Annotated in this window: 25 protein-coding genes and 1 rRNA gene; 23 read left to right on the top strand and 3 right to left on the bottom strand. The window is 45.1% G+C overall.

Annotated elements, in window-relative coordinates:
* Positions 1-21: 21 nt before the first annotated feature.
* Both UQ64_RS22675 and UQ64_RS22670 read left to right on the top strand, forming a co-directional pair.
* Positions 22-1,206, top strand: a complete 1,185-nt coding sequence (locus tag UQ64_RS22675; RefSeq protein ID WP_082651277.1) for a class I SAM-dependent methyltransferase — start codon at positions 22-24, stop codon at positions 1,204-1,206.
* 350 nt (positions 1,207-1,556) lie between these two features.
* On the top strand, positions 1,557-4,010 hold the full coding sequence (locus UQ64_RS22670) for an O-antigen ligase family protein (RefSeq protein WP_060625710.1): 2,454 nt from the start codon (positions 1,557-1,559) through the stop codon (positions 4,008-4,010).
* Here UQ64_RS22670 and UQ64_RS22665 read toward each other — a convergent pair.
* Positions 3,999-4,652, bottom strand: coding sequence for an SdpI family protein (locus tag UQ64_RS22665; RefSeq protein ID WP_060625709.1), 654 nt, complete (start codon positions 4,650-4,652; stop codon positions 3,999-4,001). The genes UQ64_RS22670 and UQ64_RS22665 overlap by 12 nt on opposite strands.
* 2 nt (positions 4,653-4,654) lie before the next feature.
* Positions 4,655-4,993 carry an autorepressor SdpR family transcription factor gene (locus UQ64_RS22660; RefSeq protein ID WP_060625708.1) on the bottom strand — a complete coding sequence of 113 codons (339 nt, stop codon included), beginning with the start codon at positions 4,991-4,993 and terminating at the stop codon, positions 4,655-4,657.
* 217 nt (positions 4,994-5,210) lie between these two features.
* On the opposite strand from UQ64_RS22660, the gene UQ64_RS22655 reads away from it, so the two are divergent.
* The 19 genes from UQ64_RS22655 (at position 5,211) to UQ64_RS22565 (ending at position 20,657) form a co-directional block, all read left to right on the top strand.
* Positions 5,211-5,693, top strand: a complete 483-nt coding sequence (locus tag UQ64_RS22655) for an SDR family oxidoreductase (protein ID WP_082651276.1) — start codon at positions 5,211-5,213, stop codon at positions 5,691-5,693.
* 425 nt (positions 5,694-6,118) lie between these two features.
* Entirely contained in the window at positions 6,119-6,733 is a 615-nt protein-coding gene (gene uptA / locus UQ64_RS22650) for an undecaprenyl phosphate transporter UptA (protein ID WP_042191826.1), read from the top strand.
* Positions 6,730-7,296, top strand: a complete 567-nt coding sequence (locus tag UQ64_RS22645) for a thioredoxin family protein (protein ID WP_060625707.1) — start codon at positions 6,730-6,732, stop codon at positions 7,294-7,296. Before uptA ends, UQ64_RS22645 begins: the two co-directional genes overlap by 4 nt.
* Before the next feature lies 1 nt (position 7,297).
* Entirely contained in the window at positions 7,298-7,930 is a 633-nt protein-coding gene (locus tag UQ64_RS22640) for an MBL fold metallo-hydrolase (protein ID WP_060625706.1), read from the top strand.
* Positions 7,931-8,114: 184 nt separating this feature from the next.
* Complete coding sequence (locus UQ64_RS22635; protein ID WP_060625705.1) at positions 8,115-8,438, top strand: hypothetical protein; 324 nt, start codon at positions 8,115-8,117, stop codon at positions 8,436-8,438.
* Between the two features lie 76 nt (positions 8,439-8,514).
* Positions 8,515-9,060, top strand: a complete 546-nt coding sequence (gene sigY / locus UQ64_RS22630) for an RNA polymerase sigma factor SigY (RefSeq protein ID WP_060625704.1) — start codon at positions 8,515-8,517, stop codon at positions 9,058-9,060.
* On the top strand, positions 9,047-9,382 hold the full coding sequence (locus UQ64_RS22625; RefSeq protein WP_060625703.1) for a YxlC family protein: 336 nt from the start codon (positions 9,047-9,049) through the stop codon (positions 9,380-9,382). The genes sigY and UQ64_RS22625 overlap by 14 nt, the downstream gene beginning before the upstream one ends.
* Complete coding sequence (locus UQ64_RS22620) at positions 9,379-9,591, top strand: hypothetical protein (protein WP_060625702.1); 213 nt, start codon at positions 9,379-9,381, stop codon at positions 9,589-9,591. The genes UQ64_RS22625 and UQ64_RS22620 overlap by 4 nt, the downstream gene beginning before the upstream one ends.
* A gap of 52 nt (positions 9,592-9,643) precedes the next feature.
* Complete coding sequence (locus tag UQ64_RS22615) at positions 9,644-9,835, top strand: PLDc N-terminal domain-containing protein (RefSeq protein ID WP_060625701.1); 192 nt, start codon at positions 9,644-9,646, stop codon at positions 9,833-9,835.
* The gene (locus tag UQ64_RS22610) at positions 9,835-10,749 is read left to right on the top strand and encodes an ABC transporter ATP-binding protein (RefSeq protein ID WP_060625700.1); all 915 of its coding nucleotides are present in this window, start codon (positions 9,835-9,837) and stop codon (positions 10,747-10,749) included. Before UQ64_RS22615 ends, UQ64_RS22610 begins: the two co-directional genes overlap by 1 nt.
* The gene (locus UQ64_RS22605) at positions 10,746-11,516 is read left to right on the top strand and encodes an ABC transporter permease subunit (RefSeq protein ID WP_060625699.1); all 771 of its coding nucleotides are present in this window, start codon (positions 10,746-10,748) and stop codon (positions 11,514-11,516) included. Before UQ64_RS22610 ends, UQ64_RS22605 begins: the two co-directional genes overlap by 4 nt.
* A 244-nt stretch (positions 11,517-11,760) precedes the next feature.
* Positions 11,761-12,144 (top strand): hypothetical protein, encoded by a 384-nt coding sequence (locus UQ64_RS22600; protein ID WP_042131017.1) that lies wholly within the window; start codon positions 11,761-11,763, stop codon positions 12,142-12,144.
* Between the two features lie 145 nt (positions 12,145-12,289).
* Entirely contained in the window at positions 12,290-12,577 is a 288-nt protein-coding gene (gene gatC / locus UQ64_RS22595) for an Asp-tRNA(Asn)/Glu-tRNA(Gln) amidotransferase subunit GatC (protein WP_042131015.1), read from the top strand.
* Positions 12,578-12,604: 27 nt separating this feature from the next.
* Positions 12,605-14,062 (top strand): Asp-tRNA(Asn)/Glu-tRNA(Gln) amidotransferase subunit GatA, encoded by a 1,458-nt coding sequence (gene gatA, locus UQ64_RS22590; RefSeq protein WP_060625698.1) that lies wholly within the window; start codon positions 12,605-12,607, stop codon positions 14,060-14,062.
* Between the two features lie 11 nt (positions 14,063-14,073).
* A complete protein-coding gene (gene gatB / locus UQ64_RS22585) occupies positions 14,074-15,519 on the top strand; it encodes an Asp-tRNA(Asn)/Glu-tRNA(Gln) amidotransferase subunit GatB (RefSeq protein ID WP_060625697.1) in 1,446 nt (481 codons plus the stop codon).
* 188 nt (positions 15,520-15,707) lie between these two features.
* Positions 15,708-16,184, top strand: a complete 477-nt coding sequence (locus UQ64_RS22580) for a GNAT family N-acetyltransferase (RefSeq protein ID WP_060625696.1) — start codon at positions 15,708-15,710, stop codon at positions 16,182-16,184.
* A gap of 46 nt (positions 16,185-16,230) precedes the next feature.
* On the top strand, positions 16,231-18,141 hold the full coding sequence (locus UQ64_RS32345) for a DUF4097 family beta strand repeat-containing protein (protein WP_245238180.1): 1,911 nt from the start codon (positions 16,231-16,233) through the stop codon (positions 18,139-18,141).
* Positions 18,142-18,267: 126 nt separating this feature from the next.
* Positions 18,268-18,699, top strand: a complete 432-nt coding sequence (locus UQ64_RS22570) for a Fur family transcriptional regulator (protein ID WP_060625695.1) — start codon at positions 18,268-18,270, stop codon at positions 18,697-18,699.
* A 236-nt stretch (positions 18,700-18,935) separates the two neighbouring features.
* Entirely contained in the window at positions 18,936-20,657 is a 1,722-nt protein-coding gene (locus UQ64_RS22565; RefSeq protein WP_060625694.1) for a glycosyl hydrolase family 18 protein, read from the top strand.
* 116 nt (positions 20,658-20,773) lie between these two features.
* Here the strand turns inward: UQ64_RS22565 and UQ64_RS22560 are convergent, their stop codons facing one another.
* Positions 20,774-21,139: a DUF2614 family zinc ribbon-containing protein gene (locus UQ64_RS22560; RefSeq protein ID WP_060625693.1), complete on the bottom strand. Its 366-nt coding sequence runs from the start codon at positions 21,137-21,139 to the stop codon at positions 20,774-20,776.
* A gap of 127 nt (positions 21,140-21,266) precedes the next feature.
* On the opposite strand from UQ64_RS22560, the gene UQ64_RS22555 reads away from it, so the two are divergent.
* A complete protein-coding gene (locus UQ64_RS22555) occupies positions 21,267-22,145 on the top strand; it encodes a nucleotidyltransferase-like protein (RefSeq protein WP_060625692.1) in 879 nt (292 codons plus the stop codon).
* Positions 22,146-22,615: 470 nt separating this feature from the next.
* Positions 22,616-22,948: ribosomal RNA gene (locus UQ64_RS22550) — 16S ribosomal RNA — on the top strand; the annotation flags it as partial.

The raw sequence follows: 22,948 nt of genomic DNA, 5'->3' as shown, positions 1-22,948 counted from the left end.
ATTTTTAATCCCGAAAGTGAGATGTGCGTTGTGGAATCTTTAAAAGCTCTTATTGAACAACTGATTAATGACCGTACCTTGATTATGGCTACCTTAAGCCAAGTACGTAACAAAGGTGAGACCTGTACAAAGGTACAGATTAAACCTGTTGAACTAAAGGGTAAGTTGCATTATCAGTTTGCGTCCTATATTGGTACAAAGGTTGAACATCGCAACGTACCGGCAGAATTAGCAGCGGAGGACATGACTCTTTTATTTAGTGAATCATATCGCCAAGGCTTGTTATGCACGGTGGAGGCGGATTATCAGGTGCTGATTAGCAAGAAATTCAAAGTATCCATCCTTACCAAGTCTCCAAGTAAAAAAGAAGAGCCGGATCTAGCGCACAACCGCCGCAAGCGTTATGTGCTGGAGGATGGAGAACCTGTGCCATTTCTTGTGGAGCTCGGCATAATGAACAGAGAAGGAAAAGTGCTGGCCAAGCGATACGATAAGTTCCGGCAGATCAACCGTTTCCTGGAGATGGTTGAGGATGTGCTTGCCGATCTGCCAACGGGACGGCCATTAACGATTGTTGATTTTGGCTGTGGTAAATCGTATTTGACCTTTGCTCTTTATCACTATCTGACCGTCCGCAAGAAGCGGGAGCTTAATATTGTTGGACTTGATTTGAAAGCGGATGTAATTGAGCATTGTAATGAGCTCGCTGCGAAAATCGGTTATGATCACCTGAAGTTCCTTGTGGGTGACATTGCCGAGTACGATGAGCTGGATCAGGTAGATATGGTTATAACGCTTCATGCTTGTGACACTGCTACAGATGCTGCACTCGAAAAAGCAGTACGTTGGGGCGCCTCCGTCATTTTGTCTGTGCCTTGCTGCCAGCATGAATTATTCGCACAGATTGAGAATGAAGTAATGAGTCCGATGCTGTCGCATGGGATACTTAAGGAGCGTTTCTCTGCGTTGGCTACGGATGCTATCCGTGCCAAATTGCTCGATATGATGGGTTATAGCAGCCAGCTGCTGGAATTCATCGACCTGGAGAATACACCGAAGAATATTTTGATCCGCGCCGTTAAAAGCTCAGGTGGTGATAACTCCGTCAAATGGCGTGAATATACCGCGTTCCGTGATTTTATAGGGGCGAAACCTTACCTTGAGCGCGTATGTGCTGACCTGCTTCCGAGTGAGAGTTCGTTGTAGGGGTAGCACGACATTTTAGGAGTGGTAAGTTGGGTTTAGTTGTATTTTGTGCAACTGATTATGCTTTGAAGGGACTTTTTTTGGATTTAATTGCACTCTGTACACTCGAAAACGAACAATTCTCCGCATTTGGCGGGATTCTCAGAAAACAGTTGCACATAATACAATTGAAATGAGATTAAGCAGCAAATCACAGAGATCTATTGTACTTTTTACAACTAAATAGCTTTTGATGAGAATTGAGACGGTGCAACTCCTTCGTGGAGAGGTATCGTCCTTTTTGCATTCTAGTTTTGCAAAGGGTAAATGTGGAAAGGATAGGGATAACTAACGAATACAGGGGTATCTAAATGTGGAACGTTAACAAACAGCAGAGTCTGGATTCATTACTCGTATATTGTAGTGCAGCCTTAGTAATTGCAGCGGGAGTAGGAGCTTGCTTAGTGCGGGGATTTTTTTTTACAGAGGAGATGTACCTCTTTCTGACCCTATGGTTTGTGATGTGTTCTGCGGTTTTGCTTTATTTGTACATTGGAGTAGGCAAGCGGGGAAGTAGTGCAGGGGGAGCAAGTGGAGTACATAGAGCTCTGAATATAATGTTGACTGCACCTTTAATAGTTCTATCACTTTATCTGATTCATTGGCTAAGAGAACCTCTTTCAGCACAGGGAACAATGAATGAACTATTACGGTGGGGCTTGTATGCTAGCTTTGCATTTTTGGTTTGTTTTTGTGCGTTGAATCGGGTAGGGCGTCAGCTCATCATTGCCGCTTGGTCCATTTTGGGTATGTTCTTAAGCATGAGTGCTTTGCTGGCAGTGTGTGGGGTGCTAGAATTACCTTTCGCTGTAGCCTACAGCAATTCATCGGAAGTAAGTATTACAGGTGCCAGATTAGCAGGGGTGATGGAATATCCTAATGCCTTTGGTGCTGTGATGGCTGTTTTTCTGTTGGAGCGGCTGTTTGCTGTCGCTGTTTATTATGTAAAGCCGCAAAAGCGTGTGAAGATGTGGGGAGCAGGAGGTTGTGGCATTGGGCGAGAGTGTGAACAGACAGAGATAGAGTATACTGGGTTGGAACGAGGGAGTGCAAAGATAGGATCAAGATGCGTAGAGGTGAGACGGAGGAATAACAATACAGGCTCAAAGTGCGTAGAGGAGGAGCGTGGGAGTGAAAAGGTGAGCGTAAATGTAGAGGATGGGTGCGTAGGAGTAGAGCGGCGAGAAGCGGGAAGCACGGCCGCCGCGCTGCTGCGCTTGCTGCCGCTGTTCCCTTACGCCGCCGCGCTGCTCCTCAGCGAATCGCGCGGCGCGTGGCTGACGGCGGCTTGCGCCTGCGCCGCCGTCTTGCTCTGGAAGCGGCAGCTTATCGCGCCGCTTCTTGCCGCTGGCGCCGCGCCCGTGGTCGCCGCGGCGCTGCTCTACCGCCAACTGGCCCGTGCCGGGTTGGCGGTAGAGCCTTTGCCCGGCCTGCTGTTGCTGGCCGGGCTTTGGGCCGGCGCGTTGCTAGCCGGCCTATGGCTGTGCCGCCGCCAGCGCAGCGCGGCGGGCAGTGCCCGAGCCGCCATGCTGGCATTGGCGGCGGCAGGTTGGACGGCGGCGGGCACCGCCGTCCTCCTGCACGTGCGCGAGCGGATCACCGGACCGTCATCGACGGTATCCGCGCGTGGTCTGTTCTACCGCGACGCCTGGCGGCTGGCGGGAGAGGCACCTTGGCTGGGGCGCGGGGGCGAGACTTGGCGGAGCTCATACCTCGCCGCCCAATCTCGCCCTTATGTAGGCAGCCAAGTGCATAGCGGTTATCTCGACATCCTGTTGAACCTAGGATTTGTCGGTCTTGCAGCCATACTGCTTATGCTGCTGGCAGCAGGCTGGCTGCTGGCTAAGAGATCTCCACGGCTGTTGCCGCCATTTTTGGTTATCGTTTTGCACAGCGCAGTCGATTTTGACTGGAGCTACGGATTAATCTGGTTGCTGCTTTTTTGGCTGCCAGCACTTGCCCTGTCTGAATATGAGCAGAAACATCAATCTGTGAATACCCGCTTTATGTCCATGAGTTCGCTCACAACTCTTTTCGCATCCGGGAATCTGCAGCCCACTCACTCCGCGACCGCGAACCCGCCGCTAACTCACTCGATGCAAGTGACCCTGCGGCCGACACACTCAGCATCCGCAAATCGGCCCAATCCGTACAACCCTTATCCCCGCCGACTATTCATCACTGCCGCCTGCTGCTTTTGTCTCATACTATCCGTATTGTCCTTTCAGGCTACCCGAGGAGAAAGGTACTATCAACGAGCAGTTCAGACGGTTGATCCATCGGTGAAGGTAGGTTTGCTACAGCAATCGCTAGTGTGGAACCCTCGGTCTCCTAAAACAGCTGTAGAATTATCCAAGTTGCTTACGGGTGAACAGAGTGTGAGTATTCTCGAGCAGAGTTTGGTATATTCCCCGGAGAATGCAAGCTTAAGCTGGGAAATGGCTAGACGATGGATGTACAGTGATGATTCTGGAGCTGCACTATATTGGATACATCAAAGTATTCGGTTGGATAAATACAACAACAATAAGTGGGTCAAAGGGATCGATGGCATGCTTATGATGGGGCGCAAAAAGTTAGCGGAAGGGAACCGAATGGAGGCCATAAGCTGTATTGCTTCAGGGAATGAGCTTTTGCGGCAGTATAGAGTGTTGGCGGAATACGAGGCTAGTAAAGGTGAGCAGCATAATGACCGAAAGTTCTATATGACAGAACAAGCCGACGACCTGAGTCGGCGGCTCAATATATTAGTTTCAAGATTTTAACTGACGCGAAATGATCCAAGAGTACAGCACAGGAACGATGATAGCAAGCACAAGTGCTGTAATAATAAGAGCCTGGGACAAGACTCCGCTCAAGAAGGCTCCCCCAAAAATAAGCAACCCACCGATCATCCACATTCTCCCGGAGAGACGATGTGTTTTTCGCCACACCTCTGGGCTGGAGAGCGTCCATGCTGTACGAACACCGAATAAATAATTATCTTTCACCTGTGGCATGTAGTTGCCGAGCGCAATAAACATCACTCCGACGGCTCCTATAGCAATTTTGCCCACATCAATATCTTTACCGAGACCGTAAGCAACCGTGAGGATCAGCATGAGATTAAAAAGCACTCCAATAGCGAGTCTGCTCATGGCATAAGCATTTTCGAACTTCTTGTAATTTTCCCGCTTAGGGTCGATGCTGCGTGTGAACTGCATGATCAGCGGAAGCACAATGCCCAAAATACCCCACATGGGAATAGCTACGTTTTTATCCCAATACCGGTTGACTTTACCCGTAATTCCCCACTGCGCGGGCAGCTCCTGTGGCAGCTTGCCATAATTGATTAAAGCATAAGTTAGCGAAGCTAAGCCTAATATTACTATCAGTGTATCTTGCCATCTCCATTTAAAGTCCTTCATCCTCAATCAGCCTCCTTCTCAGAATCGATATTCTGACGGCTTTGCTTTCCGTCCAACGATTTGCTTTCAGTCTCCGTTTGCTTTCCCGTACCAGTAAGCTCGAGCAGCCAGCCAAGAACCTCTTCAAGAACCGTCGTATTTAATGAATACATAATGAATTGACCTTTTCGCTCATCCTGTACGAGATCGGCATGCTTCAGTGCATTCAGATGGTGAGAAATGCTTGGCTTAGACATGTTGAAAAAATCGGCAATCTCACCTGCGGTTCGGTCTTTCTCCCTTAGTAACCGAATGATTTGGCGACGGGTAGGGTCAGCTAGTGCTTTGAATGACTCATTCATGTTCCACCCAGCCTTTCGATATTTAGGTAATTATCTAAATATATAATAACCATTCATTTTCTTATCTGTCAATGCGTATTCCGCTCATTATGACTGAGAGCAAAAGTGTCACCGAATCTATAAAATTAACGACGGTTGAGGCTCTGCCCTGGCTAATACTAACTGTGAACATGTACTCGATAATTGGATCGAATCAAAGAAGCGGAGGAGAGGACATATGATGCTGACAAATAAGGTTGCAGTTGTTACAGGTGCGGGTTCAGGGATTGGGGAAGCAATTACAGTGAACGTCACCGGACCCATGCGAGCCATTCGTAAGGTGCTACCGATTTTCATGGCACGAGAAAGTGGATGTATCATCAATGTAGCTTCGATCGGAGGCTTAGAGGGATCACGTGCAGGGGTGGCCTATACTGCCTCTAAGCATGCAGTCATCGGTATGACCAAAAATATAGGATTTCAATACTCGAAGCTTGGAATTCGCTGTAATGCCATTGCGCCAGGCGGGGTAAAGACTAATATTGATTTGTCTAATCCGAGTGCTTTTGGTAGTCAAAAAGCAGGAGAAGGTATGGCGTCGATGCCGCGAACAGGGGAAAGCAGCGAGATCGCATCGATAGCCTTATTTTTGGCTTCAGATGCTGCGAGCTTCGTGAATGGAACGGTAATAACGGCAGATGCTGGATGGACCGCTTATTAAACAGCTTATTGTTCTTTCTTAAAAATTAAGAATTTATAAGTTTCTATGATTAATTATTCTTATACTTGCTAGCTTTTAGATTTTGGCTAAAGAGGTGTCCATTTCCATCTTCATTGCTGGAAGTGCACACCTTTTTGGGTTATACGGGTTGTTCCAACTCTTTTTAAGAGAGGGTCGATATAGGGTAATGCTCTTGCCGCTGTAAGTAGATGTGATAAGGTTGCTTGTGCTAGAATAGGCTAAGAGAAACTGGAAAATAGAGCAGAGCGGCAGAGCTTTTAAAAATATAAGAAAGTATAAGTTTAGCATCTATACTTTATGATCTTATATTTCTTGCTTAAACGCTAAGCGTCTTTATATAGACGTCAAAGATGTTTATGCTAGATACATAGCCATATTCTGCGGAAAAGGGAGGAGGAGTACGGTTGCATGTTATTTCTGATCTGATCTCAACATTGTTTGAATGGATTCAGAGTCTTGGTTATTTTGGGATTATGATCGGACTTATGATTGAAGTTATTCCGAGTGAAATTGTACTGGCTTTCGGTGGCTTTTTAGTATGGAGTGGAGATATTAATTTTTTTGGTGCCGTATTATTCGGTACGATCGGCGGAGTCATTGCACAGATTTTTGTATATTGGATTGGTCGTTATGGTGGCAGACCTGTTTTGGAGAAATACGGGAAATATATTTTCATTCAAAAGAAGCATATTGACCATTCGGAAGAGTGGTTCAATAAATACGGAACTGGCGTAATCTTTACAGCTCGTTTTATTCCCGTTGTTCGTCATGCCATTTCCGTTCCAGCCGGAATATCGAAAATGCCTTTAGGTAAGTTCACTTTGCTGACTACGCTTGCTGTTATTCCATGGAGTGCTTTGTTTGTATATCTGGGTATGACCTTGGGGAATAAATGGGAAGATATTGACAAAGTAGCAGCTAAGTATACCAACGAAATTATACTTGTAGCGATCGCTCTGATCATCATTTACTTTGTGTTTAAATGGTACAAATCCAAGAAAAAGGGGACTACAAAATGAAGCAGAATGTAGCTCATAAGTTTGGAAAAGGCCTAACGCCGCGCCAATTCGTAGAAAGTATGACGAAGAATCAACGGGATTTTGAATCCTGGTATGAGAAGTTTACTTGGGAAGATGAGAGCGAAAAGGAATATTTCGAAAGTCTGAACCATCGCGACGATTTGCGGGTACTTATTCTTGCAGCGGATTGGTGTGGAGACGTAGTTCGCAACGTTCCTGCTGTATTCCGTATTCTGGATACGGCGGGAATGAAGACAGAGGTATTTATTTTGGAAGAGAATCTGGATCTTATGGATGATTTCTTGACCATGGGTGGAAGATCTGTCCCAGTCGTGATTTTTGCGGACACTGGCGGATATGTGCTCGGACATTGGGGTCCTAGACCAGAGCATGTGCAGAGTATTATGAGAGAGTTTAAACGTGAGAATCCTGATCGTGAGGCCGCTGATTACGACAGCAAAATCGCAGAAGCACGTAAGGCCATGGGGCAAGCTTATGGGGAAGGAACGGAATATCAGACAGTTATCGCAAAAGAACTACGTAGTCTGATCTCCGGATTCTAGAATCATGTTAAATATACGTTCATTTAATCTAGGTCCGCTTCAGACGAATGCCTACTTGCTGACAGGTGCGGATCCTGCAAAGGGTATTATTATTGATCCCGGTATGAATCCTGCTGCATTAGTTCGGAGTATCGAAGGGATGGAGATCGAAGCTATTTTGTTAACACATGCGCATTTTGACCATATGGGTGGTGTAGACGAAATTCGTAAAGCTAAGAAATGCCCTGTTTATTTACACCCACTTGAAAGTGAATGGCTAAGCAGCCCCAAGCTGAACGGTTCACTAATGTGGTCGGAGGTGTCACCTCCTCTAGCTACAGATCCTGCGGAATATGATCTGGCAGAAGGGCAAGTTCTGCAGTTCATTGGACACACCTTCCGTGTGTACCATACACCTGGTCACTCTCCAGGTAGTGTAAGTTTCCTTTGTGGAAATGATCTATTCTCCGGAGATGTACTCTTTAAAATGGGAGTTGGACGCACAGATTTGCCTGGTGGCAGGGAACGAGATCTGTTCGATTCTATTCGCGGGAAGCTTTACAAAATGGATGATGAAGTAAAGGTTTATCCAGGTCATGGCCCACGGACCACCATTGGATTTGAAAAGATTCGCAACCCTTATGTTCCTCAATAGACGGTGATCTAGTAGAACCGACAAAAACCGAGGAAGTTTTGATAGACAAAAGACTACAAAAGGACTAGAATGAGGTTAATTAAATGTAACATTTACCTCGCGAAGCACGCAGACTGCGGAATTAATCCCGGTTTGCGTTCTTTTTTTGTCTTCATATAGGCTTAAAAGCATGGAGGGAAGTAGAATGGAGAAGAATATATACTACCCATTGGACTACAGTTGGTATGACTCCAAGGAGAAATGGAATAATTTTTGCAGCAGTAATTGCCGGTTTTTTTCGGAATGTTCAGGAAAGGGTGGTTTTTGTTCATCCATAGAACGTAGAGACATACAATCTGAAAATAAGGAACTTCGTGAGGGCTTGCTTCAGGAGAACAGTGGGGTTAACGGGGGAATAGCAGTGGCTTCAAGAGGCGAGTGCAGAAGTATGCCTCTTTTTTGGCGTTTTCCGGCAAGAAAAGGAATGATTCAGCCATGGAGACGCAAGCTGTGGGAGCTCAAAAAATAATTATTAGCGGAATGAACGATTCGCAATACATATTCGTACTACAAATAGGAACGAAATCATGGAGATGGAGGGACAGATGAGCGATCAGTCGCTGGAGAGAATCAGACGGGCACAGCAGGGAGATACTTCAGCACTGTCTTCACTGCTGCGAGAACACTATACTTTTTTATTCAAATATTTAATCAAGGTGACCATGGATCCATTGCTGGCAGAGGATCTTGTACAGGACACCATGGTCAGATGTATGGAGAAGATCAACACCTATAACGGAACATCTTCATTTTCTTCTTGGTTAATCACAATTGCTACCAGAATATTCATTGATCGAAAACGGCGCTGGAAGCGTGAAGCGGAGTGGAAGCAGCGGGAACAACAGGAACAGGGGATCCGTTCGATTCGTTGGCGGTTTGAGAGCAGGGGGGAGGAATGGAGTGAAGTGCTGGATGCCCTCTCCAGATTACCCTCTGCGCAAAGGGTAGCTGTGCTACTGAAGCATTATTATGGCTATAGCTACGACGAAATTGGCGAAATCATGCGAGTTCCTTCAGGCACTGTCAAATCGCGTGTATCCCTTGGTCTTAACCAACTACGAAAGGAGCTGAATGAGGATGGAGAAGGATAAAGATAAGGAGCCTGAGTTGTATTTGCACAAGCTCTCAGATGAGCTTGACCGGTTAGATGCACAATATAATGACATCACACCACCTTCATTACAGGAACTGGAGAGGTTAATGGTTGATGCCTCTGTGCATAGAAAGAGCATGGAACGTAAAGAACTGCTGTTATTCTGGGGGATATCGTTGATCCTGATCAGTGCATTTCTATCCATTCTCGGTTCTGCGCCGATGGTTTATTGGATTATTCAAGCGATTATTCCTATTGCGGGGCTCAGTGCTCTAGGAATAGCGAGGATCAGGAGAAATAGAGAAGGTGCACAAGAATGAATGAGCTACAGGATGTGCCTCTGTGGTTATGGTTATTGTTAGCAGTCCTATTGATGCTGCAAGGGACGCTGTTGTTCCGGGATGCAAGACGACGCGGAAGAAAAGCCTGGTTCTGGGGGCTTTGGGCTATTACTACCGTTCCTACGCCCGCTTTGGTCTATTTACTTGTGGTCATTCTACCGGAAAGACGTAGGAGAAAGAAGCTGTAACGGTCCAGGATATGAGCTCGTTCCTTTCATAACACAAAAGGAGTGGTACTTCATGGAAGATGTAAATTGGGGTTTAATTATGCCGTTGATCATTTTGCAGGCTTTGCTTGCTATTATCGGGTTAATTTCTTTAGCCAAAGCCGATAGCGTGCGTGGTCCTAAATGGATGTGGATTATAATCATTATTTTCGGAAATATATTAGGCAGCGTTGCTTATTTCACGATAGGAAGGAAAGATGTCTAATGTCACTCCTTCAAGTTACAAATTTACGCAAAAGCTATGGGGCACATATTTCCGTACATGATATAAGCTTTGAGATTGAAAAAGGACGGTGTGTCGCTTTACTGGGGCCAAATGGTGCTGGAAAGACGACCACACTACGTATGCTGGCTGGACTTCTCGAACCAACCTCTGGAATGATTTCTTTTGAGGGGAGCCGTCCTGGAGCAGAATATCGCAAGGGATTAGGATATGTACCGCAGTCTCCAGCCTTTTACGGGTGGATGACTGGACAGGAGTATGTTGTATTCGCTGCTAAACTTAGTGGGATGGGGGCCAAAGAAGCGACAAGCAGCGCTTTGGAATCACTTAAGCGTGTAGGTCTCAAAGACGATGCTCGCCGCAGAATTGGTGGCTATTCCGGGGGGATGAAGCAGCGGCTGGGACTCGCACAGGCACTTGTGCATCGTCCTCGACTGCTTTTACTGGATGAGCCTGTATCTGCACTTGATCCGATTGGCCGCAGGGAAGTGATGGAATTGCTACGTGAAATACGTGAAGAGACAACGGTAGTTTTCTCCACGCATGTGCTGCATGATGCGGAAGAGATTTGTGATGATATTATTTTAATGAATCATGGACTCATCGCTGAGCAGGGGGCTCTGTCGCAGCTTCGTTCACAATACAGTCTTCCTGTTATTCGTTTACGTACTGAGAAACACAAAGAAGCCATTCAGTGGCTGGAATCTCTTGCCTCCAAACCGTTTGTACTGGAGTCCCAGTTGCTTGGAGATCATGCCGTATTTAATGTGAATGACGTAGAAAAGGCCCGCCAGATGATTTTGCAAGAAGCAGCGCAGCTCGAAATTCCATTGTTGCAATTTGAAGCTGGCTCTTCCACATTAGAGGATTTATTTATGAAGGTGGTGGGCGTATGAGCAGCACTTGGGTCCTTTATCGAAAAGAAATGCTCGAGATGGCTCGCAGTTATAAGCTAATCTGGATACCTGTCGTGTTCATCATTTTAGGCATTATGCAGCCTTTAACCACATATTATTTGCCGGAAATATTAAAAGCCTCAGGGGATGTACCCCCAGGTCTGCTGGAAGGGTATGAAATACCGAGTGCCGCAGTTGTGATGGCGCAAGCATTGGGACAGTATGGGACGATTGGAATGCTGGTATTGGCGCTAGGCTCGATGAATACTTTAGCTGGTGAACGCTATAGCGGCACTTTGGAGTTAATTCTAGTAAGACCGGTTTCACCGGTAGCAATAGTGTTAGCTAAATGGTTTGCTCAACTGACCCTGCTTGTTGTTGCGCTTGGACTGGGTGCAGCGGGTGCTGCTTACTACACGGAGCAGCTAATTGGATCATTATCATGGGGCGATGTTATCGCAGCTTCTGGAGTATATGGTTTGTGGTTATTATGTGTTGTCTCGGCTACGTTGCTGTTTAGTGCCTTTTTAAGACCTCCAGTAGCTGCATTTTTAGCACTGGCGTTAATGGCTGGATTGTCATTAGGCTTAAGCATATTGCCTGCATGGTTTGACTGGACACCCGCAGCACTTTCTGGACTGTCAGCAGGAATTCTTATAGATGGAGAGGGCTTTAGAGCGGCTCCTTATCTGTCTGACAGTATATTGATTATAATTTGCCTTGCTGGGGCCTCATTTTTGACAAGAAAGAACAACTTTCCCGACTGATTATTAAGCTGTGCTGTATCGAATATAGTATATTTTAAAATATAAGAAAGTATAAGCTTCACACTATACATTATCCTTCTATTTCTCGCATAAACGCATATCGTCCTTAAGGGACGCCGAAGGCGTTATTGCTTGGTAGAATTATCAGGATCGTCTGGACTGCCGCTAGACAGTTCTATCTTTTTTTAGTAGACTGTTGAAATAAGCAAAATCATGATAGATTTTGGGGTCAGGAGGTAGGGCGATGCTGCGTTTAGGAGAAAAGATTGTCATTGTTGCGGACGCTTTTGAGCAGAGTCTTCCTATCGGGGAATACGGCTACCTAATTGCTTACGACCGCAATCCCGATAATGCGTTTGACTATGTTATACGTGTACCGGAAGCCAACAGGAACTTTTATGTTCCGGCTGAAGACATTGAGGCGGAAGAACATTTATTAGTAGCTGAGGCTGAAAGAGCAACGCATGAAGCGTTAATTGATTATGCTTTGTCCACGTACAATGAGAAGCTGTTCCATCATTTGATGAACGGTGAAGATATGGATACAGAAGAGACGGAAACAACGTCAACCGAAAGCATGTCCCAAGCAGATTTCATCAAACAAGTGAATCTTAGAGCTTGGATTTAAGGAAGGCCGGCGAAAGCCGGCTTTTTTGTTATGTACTTCATTTTCCAATGAATATAACCCTATCATTGAATTGTCCAAGTTTCTACAATATAATTAAAAACGTTATCCGGGCGCTTTAGCCCTTTAAACAGGAGGGATTTATCTTATGAGCATTACCGTTAAAGATGTGCAGCATGTGGCCAAGCTGGCTCGTCTGCAATTGAGCCCGGAAGAAGAGGCAACCTTTACAGAACAAATGAATGCTATTTTACAATATGCTGAGAAGTTGAATGAGCTAGATACGGAGAATGTGAAGCCGACCACGCATGTACTGCAGGTCAGTAATGTGATGCGGGATGATGTTGTGAAGGAAAGCCTAACGCAAGAGGAAGCACTTCTTAACGCGCCGGATGATGAAGACGGACATTTCAAGGTTCCAGCTGTTTTGGAATAACTACATAATAAGAAAGGGGGAATAATCTTGAGCCTGTTTCAAAATCGATTGCCTGAAGTACATCGTATGTTAACTGCAAAAGAAGTATCGGTCAGTGAACTGACTGAAGAATCGCTGGCGATTATCGCTGAGCGGGATAAGAAAGTAAATGCATTTTTGACCTTGAACGAGGAGGGCGCTCGTAGCGCTGCACGCGCTTTGGACGACAAACTGGCATCTGGAGCAGCACGTGGGTTGCTGTTTGGTCTTCCTGCTGGAATTAAGGATAATATTGTAACTAAGGGACTACGCACGACCTGTGCCAGCCAATTTTTGAACAATTTTCAGCCGATATATAACGCAACTGTAGCTTCCAAACTGCAACAGGCAGATGCTGTAACGATCGGTAAATTGAATATGGATGAATTCGCAATGGGCGGATCTAACGAGAACTCAAGCTTTGGGCCTGTGCGTAATCCTTGGGATCTTGAACGTGTTCCTGGCGGTTCCAGCGGTGGATCTGCTGCAGCTGTAGCTGCGGGTGAAGTGTTCTTCTCGCTTGGTTCGGATACTGGGGGTTCCATCCGCCAGCCTGCTTCTTATTGCGGCGTTGTAGGTCTCAAACCTACGTACGGCCTTGTATCACGTTACGGACTGGTGGCCTTTGCTTCCTCTCTTGATCAGATTGGCCCGCTTACGCGTAATGTAGAAGATTCTGCATATGTGCTTCAAGCCATTGCTGGTTATGATGCACAGGACTCTACTTCAGCTAAGGTAGAAATCCCTGATTATTTGAGTTCACTGACTGGTGATGTTTCTGGACTTCGCATTGCTGTACCTAAGGAATACTTGGGAGCAGGTGTCGATGCATCTGTGCGTGAGACAGTCTTGTCTGCACTTAAGGTGCTGGAAGGAATGGGCGCTGTTTGGGAGGAAGTTTCATTACCGCATACGGAATATGCAGTAGCCGCTTATTATTTGCTTTCCTCTTCGGAAGCCTCATCTAACCTTGCCCGGTTTGACGGTGTGCGTTATGGCGTACGTGTAGATGAAGGTGGGGGATTGCTCGATCTGTACCAAAACTCCCGCAGTCGCGGCTTTGGCCCGGAGGTTAAACGTCGTATTATGCTAGGGACTTATGCGCTAAGCTCCGGGTACTATGATGCTTATTATTTAAAAGCACAAAAAGTGCGTACTTTGATTAAACAGGATTTTGATGACATCTTTAAAAAATATGATGTGGTCATCGGCCCAACAGCGCCTACGACAGCATTTAAATTAGGTTCACAGACTGAAGATCCGCTGACCATGTATCTGAACGATATTCTCACGATTCCTGTGAGCTTGGCAGGTATTCCTGCCGTTAGCGTTCCTTGTGGCTTTGCGGAAGGCATGCCAGTAGGTTTGCAAATTATCGGTAAAGAATTTGATGAGAGCACGATTCTGCGTGTTGCTCACGCTTTTGAACAAAATACTGATCATCACAAGCAGCGTCCACAGCTGTAGTAAAGGAGGGAATGGGATTACTTATGTCTAAATACGAAACGGTCATCGGCTTAGAGGTTCATGTAGAACTTCATACCAACTCCAAAATCTTTTGCGGATGCTCCACTGAATTTGGTGCCCCACCTAACACGCATACTTGTCCTGTCTGCCTGGGTCACCCCGGCGTATTGCCAGTGCTCAACAAACAAGCGGTAAATTACGCTATGAAAGCAGCGATGGCACTGAATTGTACTATTGGTGATGTTAGTAAATTCGACCGCAAGAATTATTTTTACCCGGATTCTCCGAAAGCCTATCAGATTTCGCAGTTCGATCAGCCTATCGGTCTGAACGGCTGGATTGACATTGAAGTGAATGGGGAAACGAAACGGATCGGTATTACTCGTCTTCATTTGGAAGAAGATGCAGGTAAGCTGACGCACGTAGATGGCGGTTTTGCGTCACTTGTCGATTTTAACCGGGTAGGAACACCGCTTATCGAAATCGTATCCGAGCCAGACTTGCGCTCGCCAGAGGAAGCTCGTGCTTATCTGGAGAAAATCCGTGCCATTATGCAATACTGCGACGTATCCGATGTCAAGATGGAAGAGGGATCGATGCGCTGTGACGCGAACATCAGTCTACGCCCAGAAGGACAAGAAGAATTCGGCATTAGAGCAGAGCTTAAGAACATGAACTCCTTCCGCGGTGTGCTGCGTGGACTGGAGTATGAACAATATCGTCAAGCTGAGATCCTGGATGATGGTGGAGTGGTTGTACAAGAGACTCGCCGCTGGGATGAAGCCCAAGGGAAAACTTTATCTATGCGAGGTAAGGAAGAAGCGCATGATTATCGTTATTTCCCGGATCCAGATCTGATCGTATTGCATATTGACGATGCATGGAAAGAATCCATTCGTTCGACGATCCCGGAACTACCGGATGCAAGACAAGCTCGCTACAGTGAAGAACTGGGTCTTACAGCTTATGATGCTGGCGTGATCACTTCCTCTAAACCGTTAGCGGACTTTTTCGAAGGATGTCTTACTTATACGCAGGATGCCAAGGCTGTAGCTAACTGGATCATGGGGGATCTGCTTGCTTATTTGAATAGTAATAACCTGGAATTGTCTCAGGTCAAAATTACGCCGCAAGGGCTCGGGGAAATGATCGGACTCATTGCAGGCGGAACCATCAGCAGCAAGATCGCTAAAACGGTATTTAAAGAAATGCTAGAGAGCGGTAAATTGCCTGCTGCAATCGTTGAGGAAAAAGGTCTGGTACAAATCAGCGATGAAGGCGCCATAAAAGGAATTGTGGAAGCAGTCGTAGCTGCTAACCCGCAATCCGTAGAGGATTATAAAGCAGGGAAACAGAAAGCTATTGGCTTCCTTGTGGGACAAGTGATGAAGGAAAGCAAAGGCAAGGCTAATCCAGGTCTAGCGAATAAACTTCTGATCGAGGTATTGAGCAACTAAGCCTTATTTGGAATATAAGAAAGTATAAGTTTCACGTTATACATTATTCTTATATTTCTCGTATAAACGTTTGTCGTCCATAAAAGGACGCCGAAGACGTTTATACTTGGGGTAATATACTTATGTAATAAGCTAAGGGCTTGTCGGCAACGGCAGGCCCTTAGCGGCATATAAGGGGACTTGTAGGGATGAATACGATTATTAAGCTAAACCTCCGGGATGATAGTACCGTTAATGAATTATGGAGCCTCCAGCATAAGGCCTACCGACTGGAAGCAGAGTTAATAGGGTTTCGTGAGATTCCACCGCTCATGGAGACGAGAGAGATGCTCAGCCACTCTAAAGAGGATTTTTACGGCTGCTTTGATGAAGATGAAGATGAAGAACTGATGGGTGCTATTGCTATAGAAGAAGAATCCCCGGGGAAACTCACGATTACGCGGATGATGGTGGGACCGGACTTTTTCCGTAGAGGTATTGCAAGCAGTCTTTTGGAATACGTATTTGAACATTTTTCAGGGATGGAGCAATACATCGTATCTACGGGGAAGCTGAACTTACCTGCCGTTTCTTTGTACAGCAAGCATGGATTTGTACCTATGGGATCGCAGGAAGTTGCTCCCGGAGTGGAATTGATTGATTTTTATCGGAGTGGTTCACTTTGAAGAAGCATATACACAGACCATTGTTTACGAAAGGAGAAGCCGAGATATGACGAATGATTCTGCAACGCTCTCAGCGCAGGAAGAGCAGCGGGGTTCAGCCGATCTTGAGACTACAGAGGGTGAGATTCAGAAGAAGATAATCCCTCCACGTCCGAAGCGCCGCCGCCGCAAACGCAAATTTATCGCTGGACTATTGGCAGCTCTCATCCCAGGAACTGGGCACTTATACTTTGGGCTTCTCCGCAAAGGAATTACCTTTATCTTCTTAATTCTATTGGATATCTCAGCTTTAATATATTTCTCATCCATTGGAATGCAGATTAATGTTCCGTTACTTATTTTACTTGCGCTAATTATTCCGGCGATATATTTCTATAATGTATATGATGTGCTGCAATCAGCTGACAAGATTCTTCGTTACCCTGAAGATCAAGAGCTTGATGATCCTGTGGCAAAAGTAACTACACCTCCTAAGCGTCGTAGTATCGTCAGTGAACCTGGCGTATCCTTTGGATTTCTACTTCTTTTAGGGGGAGCGTTACTCATTCTGTTTCGCCAAAAGCCAGCATGGCTGCAATTTTTTATTGAGCATTACTCCGAAGTGGCCGTGTCTGCAGTTTTATTATGTGGTGGTATATATATAGGAACGAGAGAAATTGTCAGAGGAATCGTTTGGCGCAAAAAAAATGAGTCTCATAACCGGCGTGTAGGAAGATATACGGCATCGGTCTTACTTATTGGTATTTCTATCCCGTTGTTTCTGGATTGGAAAGATGGATCCGACTATATGCTTCTACTCTTGAAGTGGTGGCCAGTAATCCCGGTGTTATGGGGGATTGAGTTCCTGCTCATGTATTTCTTTTCTGGTCGTGCAGGCTCTGTACAAAAAGGAACAAGAATCAGATTGGATTTACGCGGCCTTTTATCTGCTATATTACTTGCTGCGAGTGTGTTTATCGTTGCCGAACAAGAGCATTATTTATATCTGTGGAAAAATGTGAGTCTCAACCTTACGGCAGCTGCAGTCGACTATGGTGAGGCGAAGGGAAGCAAATTTCAGAAGGCTCCGCTTATTGTTCCAGTGAAGTTAAATACAGCCAAAATAGCCATCGATGGTATTAATGGCGATATTTTATTGCATCGTGCACCCGTAGATAACATTCAAATTACTACTACAGTCTGGGTAGATCAATTGGAAGGTCCGATGGCTGAAGCCATTTCGGAACAGTCCTTTGTGGATGTTGTTGAAGGACCAACTATAAAAATCACATCCAACAGTAAGGCGTATGGAGAATCAGGTAAGCGTCAGCCGCGAATGGATTTGGACATTTCTTTGCCGGAAGACCGTCGGTTTAACCTCGATGTTCGTACTATGAATGGTGGGATTACCCTGCAGAACATAGAAGCGATCGAAGATATTTCGCTGGAAACGGGGAATGGAGAACTTATTCTTCATCGTATCTTTGGTAATGTGAAGGGGAAAACACTGAATGGAGCTGTGCGTGCGAGATCCGTCCAAGGCAGTGTTGAATTATCGACGAGCGGTGGCAACATGAATGCTTGGAATGTCACAGGGGCCTTGAAATTATCAACGGCAGTTGGCAATATCGGAGCAATCGGGAATGAAGCTGAGATCGATCTTTCCAGCAAAAATGGTAATTTAGAGATTGATGGAGCCAGATCCAAGCTGCATGCCGAATCCTTGAATGGCATCATTGATGTTCGCTCACCTGAAGTGGGAGGAGACTGGGACATTTATAGTGCAGTTGGCGATATCTATTTATATTTGCCGCTGTTAGGGAACTATAAGTTGAATGGCTCTAGTGGATATGGCGATATTATTTCAGATTTACCTAGCTTAACCATTGATAAGAAGAAGATATCTGGTGAAGTGGGCACAGGTGAGTTCAAGGTTCAGGTTGAGGGAAACAGCAACTTAAATGTGAGAGGTTATTGAAAAAAGTAATTTTTCTTATATAATAATGAATATAATGTATCGACTTCGTTGACAAGATTGAAAACCCAGTCTTACAATTATAAGAAATATTTCTTTTATTTTTAAATTTAAAAGGCGGTGACAGTCATGGGGAGTGGCGTACAACATGCATTGGAACAATTAAAAACAACAGGTGTCCGTATAACGCCCCAGCGTCATGCGATTCTTACGTATTTGATGGAAGCAATGAATCATCCTACAGCTGACGATATATATCGGGCATTAGAGCCTAAATTTCCGAGCATGAGCGTGGCAACCGTATATAATAATCTCAAGATGTTTATGGAAGCTGGCATGGTTCGTGAGTTGACCTATGGGGATAGCTCCAGCCGTTTTGATGCCAATGTGTCTGATCATTATCATGTTATATGTCAGCAATGCGGTAAGATTGAGGATTTTAGTTATCCTTCGCTTAGGGATGTAGAGCTGCATGCTGAGCAAGCTACAGGCTTTAAGATTACAGGATTGCGTATGGAACTGCATGGATTTTGCAAAGGTTGTAGAGAGAAGCAGCATTAAGACTAGAATAGAACGGTGTCAAGGCTATGTGCCAAGTAACCACAATAAACGTGCGAAATCCGAAAGCGGAGGACTCACGTTTTTATTTTTTTGAAAAAATAAGAATGGTTTCTTCTTGGATATAACAATTTGTAGAATAAATGACTATTTTCTACTGGTTATACGAAACCAAGTGGATGTTATAATCGTAATGTTAGACTCTATTAAAAATCATATTATTATCTGGAGGATATATTTTGGACAGAAGATTGGGACAGAGACGCGTCAAAAAGCGCGGAGGTTTTTTTAGGCGTTTGTTTGGACTTTTAATCATTGTAGCAGCAGCCTATTGGGTAGTGTTTTATGTATTGCCAAATCGTCAGCATATAGATGTAGACTGGAAAGCTCAAGAGCATCCCATCTTTGTAAAAGGAGAACATACAGGTTATTCTGCCTCGGGGACTGGGGATAGCATGCTATTACCATTACCATTGTTGCAAGAGTATGTGGATCCTTCCATTCGATATGAAGAGAAGACGAAATCGGTCATATTATCAACGGATAGTGAACTTCTATACATGCAGGAGGAGAAAACCGATGCCAGTCTGAACAATCGTCCGCTGCAGCTGCGCTTAGCGCCTGAAGTAAAGGAGAAAGTAACCTACCTTCCTGCGGATGTATTAGAAGATCTGTATGGGTTTGAAATACAGGAGGATACAAATACTGGAGCCACGCTACTAATGACGGCAGGAGAGACTGTCTCACTAGGGAAAGTTAAAGGTGAAGAAGGAGACAAGTCAGTAGCTCTACGAAATGAGGCATCCATTCACGCACCTATAGTTGCGGATATGTCTCCTGGGGCAGTCGTGAATATTTGGAATGAGGAAAATAAGGACTGGCTGTTTGTACAATTAAGCAGCGGTTATGCAGGTTATGCCAAGGCAAGTGACATTGTTCGGGATGGTCAAAAGACAGTGGAGCCGAAAAAATCCACGCCAACACGCGCTGAGCGAAACTGGAAAGGGAAGTCAGTGAATTTGTATTGGGAGGCTGTTTACCAACGCAAACCCAATCCAGAAACCTTCGGTGAGCTGCCAGGCGTTAACGTGGCTAGCCCAACCTGGTTTAGTATTATAGATGGAGATGGCAATGTGCGCAGTCAGGCCGACAGTGCATATGTGCAGTGGGCACATGAGCACGGGTTAGAGGTATGGGGATTGCTTAGCAATAGCTTCGATCCAGACATGACTACTGAGGCATTGTCCAGCTATGAGAAACGGATGAACGTAATCGTACAGATCTTAGAATATTCGGACTTATACAATTTGGATGGAATTAATATCGACTTTGAGAATGTGTATACGAAAGACGGAGAGAATGTCACTCAATTTATGAGAGAGCTAAAACCGATGGCTCAGGCTAAGAATCTAATCGTCTCCATAGACGTGACACCTAAATCTAATAGTGAGATGTGGTCTGCGTTCCTTGATCGTAAGGCTCTTGGGACACTAGTCGATTATCTAATCGTGATGGCTTATGATGAACATTGGGCGGCTAGCCCTATCGCGGGCTCTGTTGCCTCCTTACCTTGGGTAGAGAATTCAATAAGCCGTATCCTAGAGGAAGATAAAGTGCCGCCTGAGAAGGTGATTTTGGGGATTCCATTGTACACCCGTATCTGGACTGAGGCTCAAGTAGATGGCAAGACAAAGGTGAGCTCTAAATCGGTTAGTATGAATGCAGTTGAAAAAATTATCAAAGAGAAAAAGCTAACCCCGACATTTGATAAGGATGCTGGACAGAATTACGTAGAGTACAAGGAAGATGGCGCTCTTAAGAAAATATGGATAGAAGATAAGGTGAGCTTAAAATCAAGAGTTGAGCTTGCTAAGTCTCTAGGGCTTGGTGGCATAGGTTCATGGAATCGCAGCTTCAGTAATCCGTCTGCGTGGGAGGCTTTACAAGGAATTCATAAGTAATTTTTTATCATAAAGAGAACAGACAAAGGGGCTCCCATATGGGGCCCCTTTGTTGTATCAAGCAAATGTTTGATTGCATTCTAATTCGCTAGTAATAAGCTTCTGTAAGGTGTGTTTTAGTGATTAAGCTGCTGACTCTTAAGTTGTTCCGCAGTAATATTGGCTGCTGCCGGATCCATAGTAAGGATGGTGTGGCAGAACATACAGCGGTCTGTTTTGCCGAGCATCTTGGTCAGCTTGTGACACTCCGGGCACTCTAACTGAACTGCACTCGTTGACAGCATGCCAGCCCAGAAATAGATCGCAAGACTTGCCATCATGGAAATTAAACCGATTACAAGTCCGATTCCAGCGAATACCTTTCCAGTCGATCCCCAGAATACGATACCTGCTGTACCCAAAACCATAAGCCCCATTCCGAGCATTGTGAGCAGTAATCCCCATGTGCGAAAAGCGTTAATCTTAGCCGTTTTAAACTTCATGAGTGTTTGCTCCTAACTAAATATAGTTGGGTAGTTCAGAAGGAACTGTCTTTCATATGTAGAATAATAATTATAACTGAATTATAACTGACTGGACGCAAATTCGCCAAATTTAATGGAGGGAAGCATGGAATTATCCAATGTAACTTTGTTGAGTGGAGAAACGTTTGAAGAAAATGTTTTAGGAGCTGTCGCTTTGCGGCAGAAGGGGAGTACTCCATTTCAAAGCGCGCTGCTTCACGATTTTGATATGGTTGTGTTAGTTTTACATGAGGAACAGGATTTAGAACATATTGTTCGCCACACCATTGCCGGTGACACACGGACCCAGTCAGTCCATATTGGCCTTTCCGCTTTGGAGCGGGCTGTCATGGCGGGAGATAATAACGAGCTCCTTACTAGTTTGATGATTGGGGAAGTAATCTGGGATCCCAAAGGAATACTAGGGGATATGCGCCGGGAGATTTTACAATTTGAAGGGCCTCTTAAGGAACGAGTTGAGTTCATGGAGTTTGCACGATTCTTGCATTTGTATGTGAAATCTAAACGGTATATAGAAGCTGGCTACATTATGGATGCGTATAACTGTGTATTGATGGCTCTATATCATTGGGCAAGAATAGAAGTGAGTGAATCTGGTTCATTTCCAGAGCCGGGTGTTTGGGAGCAGGTTAAAAGTATGAACACTTCGGTCCATAAACTATATGAGGAACTAACCATCAGCACGGAGACCTTAGAGCAAAGAGTAGAGCTTGTTCTTCTAGCATGTGAATTTGGGATTATGTCAAAAATGACGGATTGTTGTGCATTGCTTTTCAATATTTTGAATAGCCGTAAGGAAGCGTGGAGTATAAAAGAATTACTACAGCATTCTGGGCTGTGTCAATTAGAGGCTGAGTTGCCCCTGGTTTTACGAAAGCTTGTTTCCCGTTCGCTAATCCGTGAGATTACTTTATGGGCTGACGGTCATGGTGGAGAGGGTCATGCGATCCGATATACCTTATAGAGAAGAAATTAGATGCAGGATTTGCCGGTAATCTATAGATAAAATAAGTAGGGATAGGGAGAGGCTGAGCACTCTCTTTTTTGTTTGCTCGCTATTATGATGCGCTCATATTTATTCTAATAAATTTATGGTTGACTCTTTCCTTGTTCATGTGTTAAATTATAACTCGTCCCTCTGACACAGAGATGTGCTTTCGAAAACATTCGAAAGACAACCGAAAAAAGAAATTAAAAAAAAGGTTGACTAAAACGAGGGTGCTGTGATATATTATAAAGGTCGCTGCTGAACAACACAACGACGAAATAAACAGCTTGATCTTTGAAAACTGAACAACGAGTGAGTAGGGAATCACGAAAGTGAAATCCAAAACAGATGAGTTTCACAGCGTATTTTACGCTTTTGGAATTTCATCGTGAGAATTAATTTTCTCGTCAGATGTTTCAAAATGAGCATATCGCTCTTTTCAATACTAATTGGAGAGTTTGATCCTGGCTCAGGACGAACGCTGGCGGCGTGCCTAATACATGCAAGTCGAGCGGAGTTACTTTGAAAGCTTGCTTTCAAAGTAACTTAGCGGCGGACGGGTGAGTAACACGTAGGCAACCTGCCCCTTAGACTGGGATAACTACCGGAAACGGTAGCTAATACCGGATAATTTCTTTTTTCTCCTGAAGGAAGAATGAAAGACGGAGCAATCTGTCACTAAGGGATGGGCCTGCGGCGCATTAGCTAGTTGGTGGGGTAACGGCCCACCAAGGCGACGATGCGTAGCCGACCTGAGAGGGTGAACGGCCACACTGGGA

The organism is Paenibacillus etheri (genome assembly GCF_001012825.1).
Lineage (GTDB): Bacteria > Bacillota > Bacilli > Paenibacillales > Paenibacillaceae > Paenibacillus_AQ > Paenibacillus_AQ etheri.
The sequence above is the reverse complement of the archived record's forward strand: the minus strand, read 5'-3'. Positions and strand labels throughout refer to the sequence as shown.